Source organism: Primorskyibacter sedentarius, assembly GCF_004342065.1.
Classification (GTDB): domain Bacteria; phylum Pseudomonadota; class Alphaproteobacteria; order Rhodobacterales; family Rhodobacteraceae; genus Primorskyibacter; species Primorskyibacter sedentarius.
Map to the genome: position 1 here is coordinate 1 of NZ_SLZU01000004.1, position 18,329 is coordinate 18,329.

At 61.0% G+C, this 18,329-nt stretch carries 17 protein-coding genes and 2 pseudogenes; 6 read left to right on the forward strand and 13 right to left on the reverse strand.

Translation table 11 applies throughout. The annotated features are described in order from the left end of the window. The 12 genes and pseudogenes from tnpC to EDD52_RS08205 all read right to left on the reverse strand — a co-directional run. Positions 1-794: pseudogene (tnpC, locus tag EDD52_RS08155) on the reverse strand (IS66 family transposase); the annotation flags it as partial. A 48-nt stretch (positions 795-842) separates the two neighbouring features. After that, entirely contained in the window at positions 843-980 is a 138-nt protein-coding gene (locus EDD52_RS23640; RefSeq protein ID WP_165907485.1) for a hypothetical protein, read from the reverse strand. A 55-nt stretch (positions 981-1,035) separates the two neighbouring features. Continuing rightward, a complete protein-coding gene (gene tnpB / locus EDD52_RS08160; RefSeq protein WP_132243734.1) occupies positions 1,036-1,389 on the reverse strand; it encodes an IS66 family insertion sequence element accessory protein TnpB in 354 nt (117 codons plus the stop codon). Then, positions 1,386-1,787 carry an IS66-like element accessory protein TnpA gene (gene tnpA / locus EDD52_RS08165; RefSeq protein ID WP_132243736.1) on the reverse strand — a complete coding sequence of 134 codons (402 nt, stop codon included), beginning with the start codon at positions 1,785-1,787 and terminating at the stop codon, positions 1,386-1,388. The genes tnpB and tnpA overlap by 4 nt, the downstream gene beginning before the upstream one ends. A gap of 87 nt (positions 1,788-1,874) precedes the next feature. Then, positions 1,875-2,075, reverse strand: a pseudogene (locus tag EDD52_RS23835) (recombinase family protein); the annotation flags it as partial. Between the two features lie 93 nt (positions 2,076-2,168). Next, positions 2,169-3,023, reverse strand: a complete 855-nt coding sequence (locus EDD52_RS08175; RefSeq protein ID WP_132243738.1) for a mechanosensitive ion channel family protein — start codon at positions 3,021-3,023, stop codon at positions 2,169-2,171. Positions 3,024-3,026: 3 nt separating this feature from the next. Continuing rightward, the gene (locus EDD52_RS08180; RefSeq protein WP_132243740.1) at positions 3,027-3,323 is read right to left on the reverse strand and encodes a 4a-hydroxytetrahydrobiopterin dehydratase; all 297 of its coding nucleotides are present in this window, start codon (positions 3,321-3,323) and stop codon (positions 3,027-3,029) included. Then, positions 3,320-4,504 (reverse strand): GNAT family N-acetyltransferase, encoded by a 1,185-nt coding sequence (locus EDD52_RS08185; RefSeq protein WP_132243742.1) that lies wholly within the window; start codon positions 4,502-4,504, stop codon positions 3,320-3,322. Before EDD52_RS08185 ends, EDD52_RS08180 begins: the two co-directional genes overlap by 4 nt. A 45-nt stretch (positions 4,505-4,549) precedes the next feature. Next, the gene (locus tag EDD52_RS08190; RefSeq protein ID WP_207905987.1) at positions 4,550-5,308 is read right to left on the reverse strand and encodes a glycerophosphodiester phosphodiesterase family protein; all 759 of its coding nucleotides are present in this window, start codon (positions 5,306-5,308) and stop codon (positions 4,550-4,552) included. Continuing rightward, positions 5,308-5,772 (reverse strand): RidA family protein, encoded by a 465-nt coding sequence (locus EDD52_RS08195; RefSeq protein ID WP_132243744.1) that lies wholly within the window; start codon positions 5,770-5,772, stop codon positions 5,308-5,310. Before EDD52_RS08195 ends, EDD52_RS08190 begins: the two co-directional genes overlap by 1 nt. Positions 5,773-6,014: 242 nt before the next feature. Beyond that, the gene (locus EDD52_RS08200) at positions 6,015-7,322 is read right to left on the reverse strand and encodes an HlyD family type I secretion periplasmic adaptor subunit (protein WP_132243746.1); all 1,308 of its coding nucleotides are present in this window, start codon (positions 7,320-7,322) and stop codon (positions 6,015-6,017) included. Position 7,323: 1 nt separating this feature from the next. Continuing rightward, positions 7,324-9,057, reverse strand: a complete 1,734-nt coding sequence (locus EDD52_RS08205) for a type I secretion system permease/ATPase (protein ID WP_132243748.1) — start codon at positions 9,055-9,057, stop codon at positions 7,324-7,326. Positions 9,058-9,242: 185 nt separating this feature from the next. Between EDD52_RS08205 and EDD52_RS08210 the strand changes: the two genes are divergently transcribed. Together EDD52_RS08210 and EDD52_RS08215 are read left to right on the forward strand one after the other, a co-directional pair. Continuing rightward, complete coding sequence (locus EDD52_RS08210) at positions 9,243-10,007, forward strand: MlaA family lipoprotein (RefSeq protein WP_132243750.1); 765 nt, start codon at positions 9,243-9,245, stop codon at positions 10,005-10,007. A 4-nt stretch (positions 10,008-10,011) separates the two neighbouring features. After that, the gene (locus EDD52_RS08215) at positions 10,012-10,599 is read left to right on the forward strand and encodes an MlaC/ttg2D family ABC transporter substrate-binding protein (protein WP_132243752.1); all 588 of its coding nucleotides are present in this window, start codon (positions 10,012-10,014) and stop codon (positions 10,597-10,599) included. Between the two features lie 142 nt (positions 10,600-10,741). Here the strand turns inward: EDD52_RS08215 and EDD52_RS08220 are convergent, their stop codons facing one another. Further along, the gene (locus EDD52_RS08220; RefSeq protein ID WP_132243754.1) at positions 10,742-12,916 is read right to left on the reverse strand and encodes a transglycosylase domain-containing protein; all 2,175 of its coding nucleotides are present in this window, start codon (positions 12,914-12,916) and stop codon (positions 10,742-10,744) included. 254 nt (positions 12,917-13,170) lie between these two features. Between EDD52_RS08220 and EDD52_RS08225 the strand changes: the two genes are divergently transcribed. From EDD52_RS08225 to EDD52_RS08240, 4 genes are all read left to right on the forward strand, one after another. Next, the gene (locus EDD52_RS08225) at positions 13,171-13,509 is read left to right on the forward strand and encodes a P-II family nitrogen regulator (protein ID WP_132243756.1); all 339 of its coding nucleotides are present in this window, start codon (positions 13,171-13,173) and stop codon (positions 13,507-13,509) included. Positions 13,510-13,539: 30 nt separating this feature from the next. Further along, the gene (locus EDD52_RS08230) at positions 13,540-14,865 is read left to right on the forward strand and encodes an ammonium transporter (RefSeq protein WP_132243758.1); all 1,326 of its coding nucleotides are present in this window, start codon (positions 13,540-13,542) and stop codon (positions 14,863-14,865) included. Positions 14,866-14,997: 132 nt separating this feature from the next. Continuing rightward, entirely contained in the window at positions 14,998-16,839 is a 1,842-nt protein-coding gene (gene mutL / locus EDD52_RS08235) for a DNA mismatch repair endonuclease MutL (protein WP_132243760.1), read from the forward strand. After that, on the forward strand, positions 16,836-18,008 hold the full coding sequence (locus tag EDD52_RS08240) for a DNA recombination protein RmuC (protein ID WP_132243762.1): 1,173 nt from the start codon (positions 16,836-16,838) through the stop codon (positions 18,006-18,008). The genes mutL and EDD52_RS08240 overlap by 4 nt, the downstream gene beginning before the upstream one ends. Positions 18,009-18,329 lie beyond the last annotated feature (321 nt).

Below are 18,329 nucleotides of genomic sequence, written 5' to 3' on the forward strand. Positions count from 1 at the left end.
CCGTCGATCTGCAGGATGCCGTTGAAGCCGGCCAGGAACGTTTCGGCATGTGCGCCATGGCGCCCGGGGGCGTAGAAATAGACCACGCCGGGCGGGTCATCGCCGCCCCAACTCCTGTCGTCGCGCGCCAAGGCCCAGAGATAGCCGGTTTTTGTGCGCCCGCGTCCGGGGTCCAGCACCGGGACCGTGGTTTCGTCCATGAACAGCTTCGTGGACGATCTCAGGTGCTCAGCCAGTCTGTCCACGACAGGCCCAAGATGGAAGCTTGCCACACCCGTCCAATCCGCCAGCGTTGACCGGTGGATGTCGAGGCCGGACCGGGCCAGGATTTGCGACTGTCGGTACAATGGAAGGTGGTCCGCGTATTTGGACACAAGAACATGCGCGATTGCCCCTTCGGTGGGCAGCCCGCCCTCGATCAACCAGGGCGGTGTCGGTGCCTGAGTGATCCCGTCGGTGCAAATGCGGCAGGCGTATTTCGGGCGCACGGTGACGATGACGCGGCACTGCGCCGGGACAATGTCGAGTCGCTCGTTGCGGTCTTCACCGATCCGGTGCATCACACCACAGCCGCATGGGCAGTCCAGACTATCGGGCTCGATCACCTGTTCGATGCGCGGCAATCCCTCGGGCAAGTTGCTGCGATTGCGCTTGGCGATCTTTTTGCGCCTGGACCTGCCGTCATCGGGGTCCTGCTCCGATTTCCGCTCTTCGACCTCGGCAATGGCAACCTCAAGATCTTCGAAGGCCAACTGCCGGTCGTCGTCGGCCAGCTTCTCGGACTTCTTGCCGTAGAGCGCATTTTGCATCTCGGCGATCCGTTGCCCGGCAGTGGTTTGTTTTCAAACCACGAAAGGGAGATGTTCCTGACGCTTGTTGATCTCCTCCAGCAGCGCCACGCGGGCGGCCTGCGCTTCGAACACGGCGCGGTATTCCGGCGGCAGAACAGATAAATCGAGGTCTTTGGTGGTGTCGGTCATGCCCGGATTTATAGCCCGCAATCAAGGCTATGACTGCTGCATTCGACACCCTGATTCACTCCGCCGCAGAGGGTGGCCGAGTCTCCAGCGCTTTCACTTTACGCCAATCAAGCCCGGCAAAAAGCGCCTCTAATTGGGCATGGTTCAGTGCCATCATCCCATTCTTGATCGCGGGCCAGGTAAATGTCGTGTCCTCAAGACGCTTGTACGCCATGACCAGGCCGCTGCCGTCCCAATAGAGCAGCTTCAACCGATCAAGCCGCTTTGCCCGGAACACAAACACTGTCCCCGTGAACGGATCCTTACGCAGAACCGACTGGACCAACGCGGTCAGGCCGTCGTGCCCTTTACGGAAGTCCACAGGCTGCGTCGCCACCAGTATGCGCACCCGGTTCGACGGAAAAATCATGCGCCGACTCCGAGCGCGCGCACGATGTCCGCAATTCGGTCCGCGGGCGTGGCATTGTCCAGCCGGACAGAAACAGCCCCGGCCACGATCTCGATCACTGGGGGCGCCGTTTCAGGCTCTTCCACGGGCGGAGCATCAACATCGAACACCACCAGCGGGGCAAAATCCGCCTCGGCGTCCGGTGCTGGCAGAACAAGATCACCATCCTTGGCCATCCGCCGCCATGACGACAAGTGGTTGGGCCGCAGATCATACTTGCGCGCCACATCGTTCACCGTCGCGCCCGGCACAAGCGTCTCGGCCACAATCCGTGCCTTCAGATCATCTGGCCACCGTCGATGCCCGCTATCTGAGACTTCGACACCCAGACCTTTGAGAAACTCTCTCGTAGTCTCCATCGAGAAACTCACTTCCTGCTATCCAACAGGCCTTGAGTCTCAAATCACAGCAAACTCACGAAGGTGGGTTCCAGACACCGCATACGATCATTCACTGACTGCAGGCGCCATCTCCCGCACCGTGAGTTTTTCCGGCGGGTTGAGACGCGAGACCCGCCGCCCGGTAATCGGATCCTTCGAATAGCGCAGACGAGTCCAGACCCGACGACCGATATAGAGTTCATTGTTCAGGATGCCGGTGCCGCGCGCAGCATTGCCGTTGATCGTATTCTGCTTCCAATGCCCGCTCGTCTTGCGTTTGGTCTCGGTCGCAGGCGAAGGGCTAGACTAAAACAGGCTGGTGCCCGGGAAATCTGAGTCGATACTCGAAAACGGATTTTATCATTCAGCCGCCTGAATCAGCGTTTGGGTTGGGAAGGGGATGGAGATCCCGGCCTCGTCCAGCGCTTCTTTCACGCGGCGCTTCATATCCGCTTGATATTGAAAGTAATCGGCAGACTTGACCCAGACGCGGACCAGAAAGTCGACCGAGAAATCACCCAAGTTGTTGACCTGAATGAAAGGCTCAGGGTCGCCCAATGAGCGTGGATCGGACATGATTGTGTTGCGGATGACCTGCTCCGCCGCTTTCAGGTTGGCGCCATAATCCACGCCAAAGACCCATTCCGCGCGCCGGGTGTCGTAGACCGAGTAGTTGGTGATGATGTTGCCCCAGACTTCGGAATTGGGGATGATGATCTGGGTGTTGGACATGCCGGCCAGTTCGGTTGTGTTCAGGGTGATATCCTTGACCGTGCCCATGACGCTCGCGACCTCCACAAAATCGCCAAGTTTGATCGGACGGAAGATGATGATCATCACGCCCGCCGCGACGTTGGACAGTGTCCCTTGCAGCGCAAGCCCGATGGCCAACCCTGCTGCACCGATCGCTGCCACGATGGACGTCGTCTGAACCCCGAACGTGTTCAGAACGAACAGCGCGGCGAAGGCCAGAACGATATATCTCGCGATGTTTCCGAGAAAATGAAACAGCGTATTGTCGAGGCTTTCGTGCCGCTCGGCAACGTTCACGATGCGGCGCTTGACCCATCCGCCGACCATCAACCCGATCAGCAGGATCAGGATAGCCGCAAGGACATTGCCCACGACACTCGCCAGAAACTCCAGCGTCAGAAGATCCGACAGGGACTTGCCGTCATAGATTTCGGTGCTGAGAAAGGTGTTGATCGTGTCCATGTCTTATCCGGCCAATTGGTCCATCTTGCGGGCGAGCTTTGCATCCAGCGAAGACAGCCCTTCCACGTCATGGGTTGTCAGCGTCACGGTGACAGAATTGTAGACGTTGTTCCATTCTGGATGGTGGTTCCACTTTTCCGCCCAGATCGCCACTTGGGTCATCCAACCAAAAGCGCTGACGAAGCTGTCAAACTTGTAGGTCTTGGAAATGGCGTCACGCGCGTCGTCGAGGGTCCAGCCTGCGGCCAGCAACGGCGGCAGCATGGTCTTGCGCCCGGTATCGCTTAGTTTTTCGGTCATTGCTGTTCCTCGATCCTGTCTCTCTTGAAGGGGCCATAGCTTGTCAGCACCTCGATATCCTCGTTCACGGCGGCCCGCTCTTCGTCGAGATACCTCGCGATGGCTTCGGCAAAGCCGCGATCCCCGACCCAATGCAGCGAATGCGTCTCTACCGGCAGGTAGCCACGCGCCAGTTTGTGTTCGCCCTGCGCGCCGGCCTCGACCCTGTCCAACCCCAGGCGGATCGCGAGGTCGATGGCCTGATAGTAGCACAGCTCGAAATGCAGGCAGGGATGATGTTCGGTGCAACCCCAGTATCGGCCATACAGCGTGTCCCTGCCGATGAAATTCAGTGCCCCCGCAACATCTTGACCGCCGCGACTGGCCATAACCAACGCAATATCGTCGCGCATGGTTGCATGGGCGATCTCAAAAAACTCTCGGGTCAGGTAGGGGCTGCCCCATTTCCGCGCGCCTGTATCCTGATAGAAGGTCCAGAATGCATCCCAGTGCTCCGGCTCGATATCGTCGCCGGTCAGCATGCGGATCTCGCCTCCGAAGCCTTGAGCCTGTCTGCGTTCCTTGCGAATGGCTTTGCGTTTGCGGCTGCTCAGGCTTTCGAGAAAGGCATCGAAATTGGCGTAATCCTGATTGATCCAGTGGAACTGCTGCGATGTCCGACGCAACAGCCCCATCTGCTCACCTGCTTCGGCCTCTTCTTGCGTGCAGAAGGTTATGTGGAGCGAGGACAAATCATTGTCGACCGCCAGTTGAACCGCGCCTTGCACCAGTGCCGACATACCGGATACGTCAAAGCCGGGGCGGGCCAACAGACGCCGACCGGTGGCGGGGGTGAATGGGACAGCGATCTGCAGCTTGGGGTAGTAACGCCCGCCCGCCCGTTCAAAAGCATGGGCCCAGTTGTGATCAAAGATATATTCGCCCTGGCTGTGAGACTTTACGTATAACGGCGCTGTGGCGATGATCTGCCCATTCAGATTGGCCGACAGGTAACGCGGCTCCCACCCGGTGCCGGGGCCGACAGAGCCGCTGTCCTCCAGCGCCTTGAGAAAGCGGTAGGTGGTGAACGGGTCACGGGGACGCCCATCGCTGCTTTCAGGGCAAGCGCAGGCATCCCATGCTTCCTCGCCGATCTGGGACAGCGATTGGACAACGTTGATTTCTATGGTCTGCCCGGTCATTTGACCCCCGTTTCGATCGCACAGATGGGGCCGATCAGATGGCTTTCAAGCCAAATACCCCTCAAAGGTGACGTTATGGGCATGGCGGCGCGCGGCGGCTTCCTGTTCTGCTGAACGGATGGTCCAGCACAGGATCGCCGCCCCATCCTCGGCCAGTGCGGCGATGCGGGGGGCGGCCAGGTCGCGGTGGTCGTGACTGACAAAGCAGCAATCCGCGCTGTCATATTCCGCGATCAGGCGCAGTTCTGTCCGGCGCGAAGCGGGAACCAGCGGCCAATCCTCTGCACTGAATGCGCAGGTTGTCAGGCCGCGCGGGCGGTCTGGTGCAAGATGTGCCAGCGCAATGACGGAATGCGGATTGAACGACATCAACGCCGCCGCGCCCTGATAGCCGTGAAGATCATGCGCGACAGCTTTTTCCAGCGCACCGATGCCAAGGCCCAGGGCGCCGTCCTGATCCTTCAGCTCGATCAGAAGAGGGACCTGACCACCCACCACGGTCAGCACCTCTGACAGCGTTGGAATGCAGGCGCTTTCGCCGTTTTTCAAAGGGATGGCCTGCAACTCCTCCGCGGTGCGCGTGGCCACTGCGCCTTGCGCGTCGGTCAGACGCTCCAGCGCGTAATCGTGGAACACCATCGCAATCCCGTCAGCGGAAAGCTGCAAATCCAGTTCGATCCCATAGCCGCGCGCAATTGCCGCGCGGAACCCCGCGACAGAGTTCTCGGGTCGCCCGTCGCCGAGAGCGTGCAAGCCCCGATGGGTGATCGGGCGGTCAAGAAAGGCAGGAGGAAGCGGACGCATCAGGAAATCTCGAAAATGCCTTCGATTTCGACCGCAACGCCAAGGGGCAGGGACGCTGCCGACACCGCAGAGCGGGAATGGCGCCCGGCATCGCCTAAAAGCTCCACAAGGAAATCGGAACACCCGTTGATGACCTTGGGCTGGTCGACGAAATCACCGGTGGAATTGACAAACCCGGTCAGTTTGACCACGCGCTTCAGCCGCGACAGATCCCCGTCGCACGCGGCCTTGACCTGCGCCAGCAGTGACAGCCCGCAGGTCCGGGCGGCGCGGGCACCGTCCTCTACCGACATGTCTTCACCCAATTTTCCCTTGATCAACCCGTCAGGGCCGCTGGAAATCTGGCCAGCGACATAAAGCGTGTTGCCCTGCATAACGAAAGGTACGTAATTCGCTGCGGGTGCTGCCGCATCCGGAAGCGCGAGGCCCATCGCTGTGAGGCGGTCTTCGATCGGGTTGGACATTGCCGGTTCCTTCAATGGAATGGTTTTGCGCACGCTATGCCCGATCCGCAGAATTGGAAAGCCCGGATTCGCGCCAGCTCAAAGCGTTTGATGCGCGACACTACCGGGCCCGGAGCTGACTGGCAGCGCCACGATTGCAAAAGCAATCGTATGGGGCGTCGGCCCCATTGGCTGCGTGCCAACGCAAAGATGACCTGTGCGCCCCTAAAAGGGGCGCTCCGCCAGGTTACGGCAGGCTGCGGTCAGCTTTCGCGGAAGGCCTTGGCGAAGTAGTCCGAGAAAGGCTTGATCAGATAGGCCAAGGGGGTTCGGTCATCGGTTCGGATGAATGCTTCAACCGGCATGCCGGGGATCAGGATGGTTCCCTCGGGCAGGCGGTCGATCTCACCCTCGCTTAGCGTGATTTCCGCACGGTAGTAGCTGGCGCGCGAATTCTCGTCGGTGAAGGCGTCGGCAGAGATCTGTGTGACGTTGCCAAACAACTCCGGCGTCTCGCGCTGGTCCAGTGCGGAGAAGCGCAACGAGACGGTCTGATCGACAAACAGCTTGTCGATATGGATTGTCTCCACCTGCGCGGCGATCACCAGCGGTCGATCCTGCGGTACCAGATACAGTACCGGATCGGCAGCCCGGATCACCGAGCGCGGGGTAAAGACCTGCAACCCGTAGACGACGCCTGAAACGGGGGCGCGAATCTCCATTCTGTCCAACTGCTCGATCAGGGCCCGCCTTTGTTCCGCAAGCTCGCGTTCCCGGTAACCGAGGTCACGCAACGTGGTAATCGCTTCCTCGCGCCGCTGAGTGCTGAGCTTCAGGATCTCGATGTCGATTTCCGTCATCCGCCCTGCGGCCTGCGCCTTTTGCGCGGTCAATTCCCCCACGGTGCCGGACAGCCGTGCCCGCTCGCGCTGAAGCGACAGGACGCGGCTGGCCTGGGCAAGACCGCGATCAAGCAGCGATTGCTGGTCGTCGAGTTCCTGATCAATCAGGGCCAGCTGTTCTGTCAGGGCTTCCTGCTGGGCGTCGATGCCGATGATCTGGTCGACGATCTGATCTCGGCGTTTGGCCAGTTGTTCGACCTCGCGTTCGACGGAATCGAGCCGCGCCTCGAACAGCCTTTGCTGGCCCTGTACCAGGTCATTGATTTCCGGATCTTCGGCAGCACGCGTCAGCAGTTCTTCCGGGTAGTGCAACTCGTTCGATTCGTCCCGTTCGGCATCCAGACGGGCCCGACGCGCCATGAGTTCAAAAAGCTGGCCTTCGATAATCGACAGTTCCGAGCGGCGCAGCGTCGGATCCAGCCGGATCAGGACATCGCCCGCCTCCACCGTGTCGCCCTCGTCGACCAGGATTTCCTGCACGACGCCGCCATCCGGGTGCTGCACGACCTGCCGGTTCTGGTCCACCTCGATCTGACCGGGGGCGATGATGGCGCCCGAGATTTCTGTTGTGGCCGCCCAGTAGCCGAAGCCGCCGACCAGCAATGCCAGGGCAAAAAGGCCAAGCAACATCGGGCCCCTGACCGGGAATTCCTTCGATGAATTTTCCATATCAGCGCACTCCACCGGCGGTGCCGGCCTTCTGGATCTGCTGGTGGTTCTGAACCATCGCCTTCAACACCTCATCCTTGGGCCCAAAGGCTGCACGGCTGCCGCCTTCAAGCATCAGCAGCATGTCGCATTCCTTGATGGCGGCGGGGCGGTGGGCCATGATCAGCACGGCCTTGCCCTGTTCCTTCATCTGCCGAATGGCAGAGTTCAGCGCTTCCGATCCCTCATTGTCGAGGTTGGAATTCGGTTCATCAAGGACAAGGATCACCGGATCGCCATACATGGCGCGTGCCAGGCCGATACGCTGGATCTGACCGCCGGACAGGCGTCCGCCATTGGCTGATACGCGGGTGTCATACCCGTCAGGCAGTTTCAGGATCATCTCATGCGCGGCGGCCTTTTTTGCGGCGTCGACGACCTTTTCGCTGTCAGGCTGCATCGAAAGCCGGGCGATATTCTCGGCAATTGTCCCGTCGAAAAGCGTCACGCGCTGCGGCAGATAGCCGATATGTTGGCCCAAAACATCCGCGCCGTACTGGTCCAGCGAGGCGCCATCCAGCCGGATCTTGCCGCCCGCTGGCCGCCACACGCCGGTGAGTGCTCGGGCAAGCGTGGATTTGCCCGCACCCGAAGGGCCGATAACGCCGACAGCCTGACCCGGATTGACGTTGAAACTGACCATGCGCAGCGATGCCTGTTGCTCGCCCGGTGGCACAACAGTGATCTGCTGCACGTCCAGCTTCGCACGGGGTTTGGGCAGTTGAGTCCGTTCCCCCTCGGCCGGGATTTCAGTCAACAGCTGCGCAAGGTTGTCCCAGCCCTTACGGGCGCGCTGGACAAGCTGCCACTGCCCGATCGCCATTTCGATTGGCGCCAATGCCCGGCCCATCAGGATGGAACCCGCGATCATCGCGCCCGGCGTCAGCTCGCCCTTCAGCACCAGATATGCGCCCAGACCCAGCATGGCCGACTGCAGGAACAGGCGGAATGTCTTGGTCATGGAGCTGAACGTGCCCAGCAGGTCGGCGGACTTGATCTGCCCTTTCAGAGAAGCGTCGCGTGCCACCTGCCAGCGCCGGAAAGCGGCGCCGCGCATGCCCATGGACTGCACCATTTCCGACTCGTTGCGGATCTGGTCAGAGATGGTTTCGGCCTGTTGCACCGCAATGTTGGATTTCAGCGTGGGATTGCGGGTCGTGATCTGGTTGACCACTGTCACCAGGATCAGGACCAGCCCACCACCAATCGCCAGGTAGCCCAGCCATGGGTGGAAGATCATGATGCCTAGCAGAAAGAAAGGCGTCCACGGGATGTCGAATACGGCCATCAGGACGGGCGACGCCATCAACCGCTGCACGGATTCAAGGTCGCGCAGCCCGGTCGCGGCAAGCTGGTCTGGCATGACGGCGGAGCGGCGCACCACCGCGTCGAAGACACGCAGGTCCAGCCGCGACTGAAAGCGCGCCGCAACACGGCCCATGATCCGCCCGCGGGTATAGTCGAGAATGCCCATCATTCCGTAAAGGAACGCCACCAGCACCGACAGCGCGATCAAGGTGGCCACCGACCGGCTGCCAAGCACCCTGTCATAGGTCTGTAGCATGTATATCGGTCCGGTCAGCATCAACAGGTTCACGAAGAAGCTGAAAATGGCAACGAACCAATAGTAAATGCGGCTCTCGCGGCGCGCGGCCCTGAGCTCGTCGCGCCCTGCGTCTTTTCGATTTGATGTCATCAGCGAGTTTCCGCCAGTCTATGTGCAAGTTAGATGTCGAATAAAGCACAGGTCATTAAGGTACAATCAATGTCGCCATTCTGCCACAAATACCTATGCTGAAATAGAATCGTCTGGGCAATGCTGGTAGCCTACATAGATAAGACCGCCATTACAGGTCATGTATTCCAGACTCGGGTATTCAGGTGAAGCTTTCTAAGATCACTCCTTTCCTAGCCGTCATTGTAACTGCGGGCTGTTCGACCCCGGGGCCGGGGGACGCGCCCGATGGCATCCACGACCCGTATGAAGCATCGAACCGTCGCGTGCATGCGTTCAACCAGACGGTTGATCGGCGCGTCTTCGGTGGTGGCGGCGAGCGGGCCGCACCGCGGCCCAACAGGTTTCGCGAGGGTGTGACGGAGAACATCTCCAACTTCTCGGATAACTTCGCGACCCCCGGTTACGTCGTCAATCAGGTTCTGCAGGGTGATCTTGGCGGGGCCACCGTCAACACGCTGCGTTTTGCGGTCAACTCCACGCTTGGTTTCGCAGGGCTGGCAGATGTCGCAGCAGATCTGGGTGTGACAGGGTCAAAGACAGATTTCGGAGAAACTCTGCATGTCTGGGGCGCGCCGGAAGGGGCTTATCACGTCCTGCCAATTCTCGGCCCCTCGACAGAGCGGGACACGGCAGGATCAGTGGTGGACCTCTTCACGAACCCTTTGGGCTATGTCCTTGACCCGCCCGAAAAATACTCCGGCACAGCTGCAAAGCTGGTTTCCCGCGCCGCAAAACGCCGCCAATACGGCGACACGGTGGATTCCGTCCTGCATGACAGTGCCGACAGCTACGCGCAGACGCGGCTGATCTATCTTCAGAACCGCCGTTTCGAGCTGGGACAGGACGTGCCCGGTGACAATGTAGACCCCTATGAAGAACTCTACGGGAGTGCTGATGTCTCAGAGTGAACGAATGACGCGCCGCAATCTGCTTGCGGGGATCGGCGCAGGGGCGGCCTTGCTGCCCATCCCTGCCTTCTCGCTGACGAATGCGGGGGCAAAGAAGCTGGTCGACAGCCTTGTGGCCGACATCAACCGTGTCATCGCTTCCGGCAAGTCCGAAGCCGCGATGATCCGCGAATTCGAACGCATCTTTGCGCGCTATGCAGACGTGCCGACAATCGCGCGCTACGCTTTGGGGGTGGATGCCCGGCGCGCCAGTGCCGCGCAGATCAACGCCTTCACGGCTGCGTTCAAAGGCTATATTTCGCGGAAATACGGCAAGCGGTTCCGCGAATTCATCGGCGGCAAGATCGTGGTCGAACGGGTCTTCGTCGAAAAGACATATCACGTCGTGCGATCGACCGCCTATCTGCGCGGAGAGTCGCCGTTCATCATCGATTTCATGGTGTCGGACCGGTCCGGAAGGGATCTGTTCTTCAACACCAAGATCGAAGGGGTGAACATGCTGTTGACCGAGCGGACAGAGATCGGGGCGATGCTCGACCGGCGCCGTGGGGATATTGACGCGCTGATCGCGGACCTGCGCCGGGCCGGTTGATCCGCGACGGGGCAGGGCCTGCGGGCGCTTGTCCGACAGGGCAGCTTTGCGCCAGCAGTTGCGCCGTTCCCGCATGAATGGCGGGGGACGCCCCCCCCCGCCATCTGATTGACAAGCACCCAAACCGCTTCGTGACTTCGGCTTAGTTCCCGCCCAGCAAGTCGTTCAAAAGCTGTTGCAGCACGGTCTGCTTTCGCCTTTGCGGTTGCGGCTGGGGGGCGGGTTGCGGGGCAGGCGCCGGGGCGCGGCGGGGCGGTTCGGGCACGACCATGGGCAGAGGCCGGGCGGGCAGGCCCGCGTGCACACGCTCCATCGTTTCGCGCCAGATCTCTGCCGGAAGACCGCCGCCGGTCACCCCGGTCAGCGGCGTATTGTCGTCATACCCCATCCAGACCCCGGCGACGTAATCGGCGGTGAACCCCACGAACCACGCATCGCGCGCGGCCTGCGTCGTGCCGGTCTTGCCTGCGGCTTGGCGGCCTTCCAGTCGGGCGCGGCGTCCGGTGCCTTCGCTCACGACCTTCTCCATCATGAAGATCAACTGGCCTGCCGCTTCCTTGCGGATGACCCGCTCGCCGATCCCGCCGGTGATATCCATCAACGGGTCGTCGTCGCCGCGCAGATGTAGCTCCACCAGCCCATATGGCGTCACGGAGGATCCGCCATTGAGGATGCCGGCATAGGCGCCCGTCATTTCCAGCAGGGTCGATTCGGAGGTGCCAAGCGCCATGGCGGGCGTGTCGGAGATATCGTTGCCAAAGCCGAAATCCTCTGCCACGCGGATCACCAGATCGCGCCCTACGCTTTCAGAAATCTTCACGGCGGGGATGTTGAGCGAATCTTCAAGCGCCTCGATCAGCGTGACGCGGCCCTTGAAAGTCTTGGTGTAGTTCTGGGGCGACCAGGAGCCGGACCCCGGAACGTTAAGGGTCAACGGTTCGTCAACCACGGTGTCATAGGGGCTATAGCCCAGTTCCAGAGCGGTCGCGAAGACGAAGGGTTTGAACGCAGAACCGACCTGCCGCCGGGCTTGTGTCGCGCGGTTGAACGCACCGGTCACGCGGGTCTTGCGGCCGCCGACCATGGCGCGCACCGCCCCGTCCGAGGACATCACGACGATCGCGGCCTGCGCTTTCGATCCTGCGCGCACCTTGTTCTCGAACACGCTGATCATGGCCTGCTCTGCCGCTTCCTGCAGCCGCTGGTCGAGCGTGGTGCCGATGATCACATCCTCTGATGTCTTGCGGGTGAAGAATTCAGGCCCGGAATCCATGACCCAATCGGCGAAATACCCGCCGGCCTTTGCCTCTGCCGCCTCTGACAGGCGTGCCGGATTGGCCCGTGCATTGGACGCCTCGGCATCCGTCAGATAGTCTTGGGCTTCCATCAACCCGATGACGACATTGGCGCGATTCTGCGAACGTTCAAGGTTGTTGGTGGGCGACAATGTTGTCGGCGCGGTCAGCAGACCCGCGATCATCGCGGCTTCGGCCGGGTTCAGCGCCGAAGCCGGTTTGCCGAAATAGCGCTGCGCCGCAGCTTCTGCACCGTAAGCGCCCCCGCCCAGATAGGCCCGGTTGAGATAGATCGAAAGGATCTCGTCCTTGGTGAACTTGACCTCCATCGCCAGCGCATAAAGCGCCTCTTTCAGCTTTCTGGACAGCGAGCCGCGGCGACAGTCCTGAACGTATTCGGCCTCGTCCTTCCATTGGGTGGGGTCATATTCAACGCCCAGACACAAAAGCTTTGCCGTCTGTTGCGACAGGGTAGACCCGCCGTGACCGGACAGGGGGCCGCGCCCCTCGCGAAGGTTGATGCGGATGGCGCTGGCAATCCCGATGGGATCAATGCCGGGGTGCCAGTAGAACCGTTTGTCCTCGGTCGCGACGACGGCATTCTTGAGATGCGGCGAAACACTGCTGGCGGTCACAACGCCGCCAAATTGATCGCCGCGCCAGGCGAACACCTCGCCGTTGCGGTCCAGCAGCGTGACAGAGCCTCTGGCGCGCCCGTCCAGCAGGGCGGTGATATCAGGCAGCTTGGTGTAGAAATATCCAACAGACAGCGCCAGAATCAACACCACGACCAACGCAACGCGCGAGGTGAGCCGCCAGATCAGCCGCCAGCTCCAGGCGAATATCCCTATGATGAACGCTGCAATCGGGTTGCGTTTGCGCGCGGGCGCGCGTTTTCTGGCGGTCTTCTTTGGTTTGGCCTTGGCGCGCACTGGTTTCTTGGCCGCCTTCGCGGTCGCCCGCGATTTGGGGTATCGGCGGTCCGCTACGAGGCGCCCGCGTCCCTTGCCTGAATCACTCATCACTCGATCTGCCTGATATTTTGTTTGCGGGCACTTTACCCTCAACGATCGGCAATGTTGACCACAAACCTGACGTGGTTGGCGTTCGCGTTTCGATCAAAAATTGGGCAGATCATGCTGTGCGCTTAAATTTTGAGCGAATGCAGCTAAAACAATCATCAATTCCCCTGCGGGTCACTTCAAAAACCGGCCGCCACTCGGCTTTCTGCGAATGCAAAGACGGGGAGCGACCCCGACAACCGAAAGGGATACTGGTGAAACTCATCATTGCAACGATCAAGCCGTTCAAGCTGGAGGAGGTCCGCGAAGCTCTGACGTCCATCGGCGTACGCGGCATGATGGTCACTGAAATCAAGGGCTTCGGCTCTCAGTCGGGTCACACGGAAATCTATCGCGGTGCAGAATATGCCGTGAACTTCGTGCCCAAGATCAAGCTGGAAATCGTCGTGGCTGCGGCGATGGTCGACCAGGTGGTCGAGACCATCACCAAGACCGCGCAAACCGGCAAGATCGGCGATGGCAAGATCTTCGTGCTGGATGTGGAACAGGCCGTGCGGGTGCGTACCGGCGAAATGAACGAGGACGCCCTTTAAGGGCCGCCCGAGACAGAGGGAAACGAATAAATGAAGCTTCTGAAATCACTTGCCCCGGCTGCCGCGCTGATCGCGCTGCCCAGCCTTGGCCTCGCCCAGGAGGCGGTGGCCGAAGCGGCACCCGATATCAACCCATATATCTTTACCACGCTGCTGTTCCTTATTGGCGGTTTCCTGGTGTTCTGGATGGCAGCAGGGTTTGCCATGCTCGAAGCGGGCCTTGTGCGGTCCAAGAACGTCACGATGCAGCTGACCAAGAACATCGCGCTCTTTTCGATTGCGGCGATCATGTACTGGCTGGTCGGCTTCAACCTGATGTACCCCGGCGACAGCTGGACCATCGCGGGCTATGTCGGCATCCTGATTTCGCCCACCGCGCTGGAGCCTGTTGGCCTCGACGCATCGGCAGCGGCGCTTGACTATGCGTCGGTCGCTTCTGACTTCTTCTTCCAGCTGATGTTCTGCGCCACCACTGCGTCGATCGTTTCGGGCACTTTGGCCGAACGCATCAAGCTGTGGCCCTTCCTTGGTTTCGTTGTTGTCCTCACGGGCTTCATCTACCCGATCGAAGCATCCTGGCAGTGGGGCGGCGGCTGGCTGTCCGAAGCAGGCTTCTCTGACTTTGCTGGCTCCACACTCGTGCACGCAGCCGGTGGCTTTGCAGCCCTTGCAGGTGCGCTGATCCTTGGACCGCGTATCGGCAAGTACAAAGACGGCCGCACCGTGCCGATGCCGGGTTCCAACCTTGCGCTCGCCACGCTGGGCACGTTCATCCTGTGGCTGGGTTGGTTCGGCTTCAACGGCGGCTCGCAGCTTGCAGCTGGCACCGTTGGTGACGTGACCGACATCAGCCGGATCTTCGCCAACACCAACATGGCGGCTGCCGCCGGTGCTGTTGCCGCGCTGATCCTGACGCAGGTGCTGTACAAGAAGCCCGACCTGACGATGACCCTGAACGGCGCGCTTGCCGGTCTGGTTTCGATCACCGCAGGCCCGCTTGATCCCACGCTCTTCGGTGCGCTCTGGATCGGTGCCATCGGTGGTATCATCGTGGTGTTCGCGGTTCCGATGCTCGACAAGATGAAAATCGATGACGTGGTCGGCGCCATCCCTGTACACCTGCTTGCAGGTATCTGGGGCACAATGGCTGTTCCGTTCTACACCGAGGGCACGTCGTTTGGCGTACAGGCTCTGGGCGTCATCGCCATCGGTATCTTCGTCTTCGTTGTTTCGGCCGCGTTCTGGCTGATCTTCAAGGCAACCGTGGGTATCCGTGTCAGCGAGGAAGACGAGATCAACGGTCTCGACATGGCCGAGCTGGGCATGGAAGCCTATCCCGAATTCTCTAAGGGCTGATCACTCCTCCCGATCAGTACCAGAGATCAACTGCCCGGGCGTTCGCGCCCGGGTTTTTCTTTATCCGCCGTTTGGCCGGAAGGCGCTGATCTGGCGTTTCAGAATCGCCGCACGCATGCTAAACCTAGTGGCATGAATACGCACAGCCCCAATATCCGCCCTGTTATACGACAGCTTGATGAGGCCGCGATCAACCGTATCGCAGCGGGTGAAGTCGTGGAGCGGCCCGCCTCTGCCGTCAAGGAACTGGTCGAAAACGCCATTGATGCAGGGGCGCGGCGCATCGACATCGCGCATGCAGACGGCGGAAAGACCCTGATCCGTGTGGCGGATGACGGGTGCGGGATGACTGCCGACGAATTGCCGCTGGCGCTGTCGCGTCATGCCACGTCCAAGATCGACGGCTCGGACCTTCTGGATATTCATTCCTTCGGGTTTCGGGGCGAGGCTTTGCCTTCGCTTGGTGCTGTCGGGCGCCTGACCATCACGAGCAGGGCCGAGGGCGCAGAAGCGGCCGAGATCGCTGTTTCGGGTGGAACCGTCGCCGGGGTAAAACCGGCAGCGCTTAATCGCGGTACGGTCGTCGCGTTGCAAGACCTGTTCTACGCAACGCCCGCACGGCTTAAATTCATGCGGTCCGACCGGGCAGAGGCGCAGGCCATCGGCGACGTGATCAAGCGGCTGGCCATGGCAGAGCCGTCCGTCGGCTTCACCTTGCGCGATGTGACCGGCGGCGGCGACCGCGTGACCTTTCGCGCCGATCCGCAAAGTGGTGATCTGTTCGACGCCCTGCGCGGTCGACTGGGGCAGGTCATGGGGCGCGAGTTCATCGAAAACGCCCTTGCCGTGGATGCAGAGCGGGAGGGCTTTCGCCTGACAGGCTATGCCGCACTGCCGACTTACTCGCGCGGGTCTTCCGTCGCCCAGTATCTCTTCGTCAACGGCCGCCCCGTCCGCGACAAGCTGTTGATCGGGGCACTTCGCGGCGCCTATCAGGATTTCCTCAGTCGCGACCGTCATCCGGCCGCCGCACTGTTCATCGATTGCGACCCGCATAAGGTGGACGTCAATGTGCATCCCGCAAAGTCAGAGGTACGGTTTCGCGATCCCGGTCTGGTGCGTGGATTGATCGTATCCGCCCTGCGCCACGCGCTTGCCGAGGCCGGGCATCGCGCCTCCACTACGGTGGCGGGGGCGACGCTGGGCGCGATGCGGCCCGAACAAACCCAACCCCGCGTCTACCAGATGGACCGGCCCAGCCCGGGCGCGCGCGCGGCGGCCTACCAGGCACAGGCGCCCGGATTTGCCGAGCTCCGCGACAGCTGGTCGGCACGGGTGGAAGCGATTGTCGAACCGGACGCAGAGCCGGACCACCCCGCCCAACCGGTGGAGGCCTTGCCTCTTGGCGCGGCGCGCGGGCAGGTCCACGAAAACTACATCATCGCACAGACGGCCGATGGCATGGTCATCGTCGATCAGCACGCGGCGCATGAACGGCTGGTTTATGAAAAGCTGAAACGCCAGATGGCCGAAAACGGCGTGGCCGCCCAGGCGCTGCTGATCCCCGAGGTGGTGGATCTGTCCCCGGATGACGCCGCACGGCTGCTGGCCGTGGCAGACGACCTGAGCCGCATGGGCCTGACGCTGGAGCCGTTTGGCGGCGGGGCGGTGGCGGTGCGCGAGACACCCGCAATCCTTGGCGAGGTCAATGCAAAGGCCCTGATCCTCGACATCCTTGACGAGCTGTTCGATCAGGGCTCCAGCGCGTTGGTGCAGGAAAAGATCGAAGCAATCCTGTCCCGCGTGGCATGCCACGGATCTATCCGGTCCGGCCGCCGGATGCGCGGCGAAGAGATGAACGCACTGCTGCGCGAAATGGAGGCGACCCCGCATTCCGGCCAGTGCAACCATGGCCGCCCGACCTATGTCGAATTGAAACTGGCCGATATAGAGCGGCTGTTCGGGCGCACATGATCACGCTGAACGGGCAAAGCTATAGCCTGAATGATCCCGTTGTTCTGGCCGTCTTGGTTGGCGCGGTGGTGCTGCTGCTTATCCTGTTCATGCTTGTTGTGACCATGCGGGCGGCAGGCCGGTCGGCGCGTATGGCGCAACCTTTGGCCATGCAGCTTACCCAGCTTGGTGGCCGTGTGCAGGCGCTGGGCGACGGGCAGGAACGGCTGGCTGGCGGGTTGCACCATGTGTCCGAAGCGCAGGCGACGCAGCAAACCAAGATGTTGCAACTCATGGAACAGCGGCTGACCCACGTGCAGGAGCGGATGAACGAAAACCTGCACGGCTCTGCCCGGCGTACCGCGCAGAGCCTGGGTGATCTGCAACAGCGGCTTTCGGTGATCGACAAGGCGCAGGAAAACATCACCAAACTGTCGGGGGATGTGCTGTCTTTGCAGGACATCCTGTCGAACAAGCAGACCCGCGGCGCCTTTGGTGAAATCCAGCTGAATGACATCGTCAGCAAGGCGTTGCCGTCCGACAGCTATAGCCTGCAATCGACCCTGTCCAACGGCCGTCGGGTGGATTGCCTGATCCATCTGCCCAACCCGCCGGGACCGATCTGCGTCGACAGCAAGTTCCCGCTGGAGGCTTACGAAGCGCTTCGGCGGGCCGAGACGAAGGACCAACTGGCCCGTGCTGCCCAATCCCTCCGCCTTTCGGTGCGCAAGCACATCCGCGACATCTCGGAACGCTATATCATCGAGGGCGAGACCGCTGACGGGGCACTGATGTTCCTGCCCTCAGAAGCTGTCTATGCCGAACTGCACGCGAATTTCCCGGAACTGGTGCGCGCGGGGTTCGATGCGCGCGTCTGGATCGTGTCCCCCACGACCTGCATGGCAACGCTGAACACTATGCGTGCGATTCTCAAGGACGCCCGAATGCGGGAACAGGCCGGCGCGATCCGCAGGGAGTTGGGGCTGCTCTTCTCTGATGTTGAACGTCTGGGCACGCGCGTCGAGAATTTGGACCGTCATTTCAGCCAGGCATCGAAAGATATTTCCGAAATAAAAATTAGCGCGGACAAGGCGGGTCGTCGCGCGCGTCGGCTGGACAACTTCGATTTCGAAGAGCTCTCCGGCGACGCGATCGAACAAAGCGTCGGAAGCCCGGCGCTTTCGGACTGATCTGCCGGGCAGGGCAGCGCGCCGCCCAATGGACCTTCTAAGCCTTTGGTGCGGGTTGCAAATTGCCAATCTGCATTTCTTAGGTTGACGAAGCTGCGTTCTATGTCACCTTTCAGGGTAGTGCATGGGAGGCGGAATGATTTCTTCTAACGCAACGACGGCGCCGAACGCGAAATGTTTAATGTTAAACATTAAGCCATGCGTCTGGCGCAAAGAGGTTATGCGCTCAGCCGCCTACATCAGTTGCGACCCCTGTGCTACTCGCTCCACAACCTTGACCCGACGGAAGAACGCGCCGCGCGGGGAATTGATTTAAAGTTA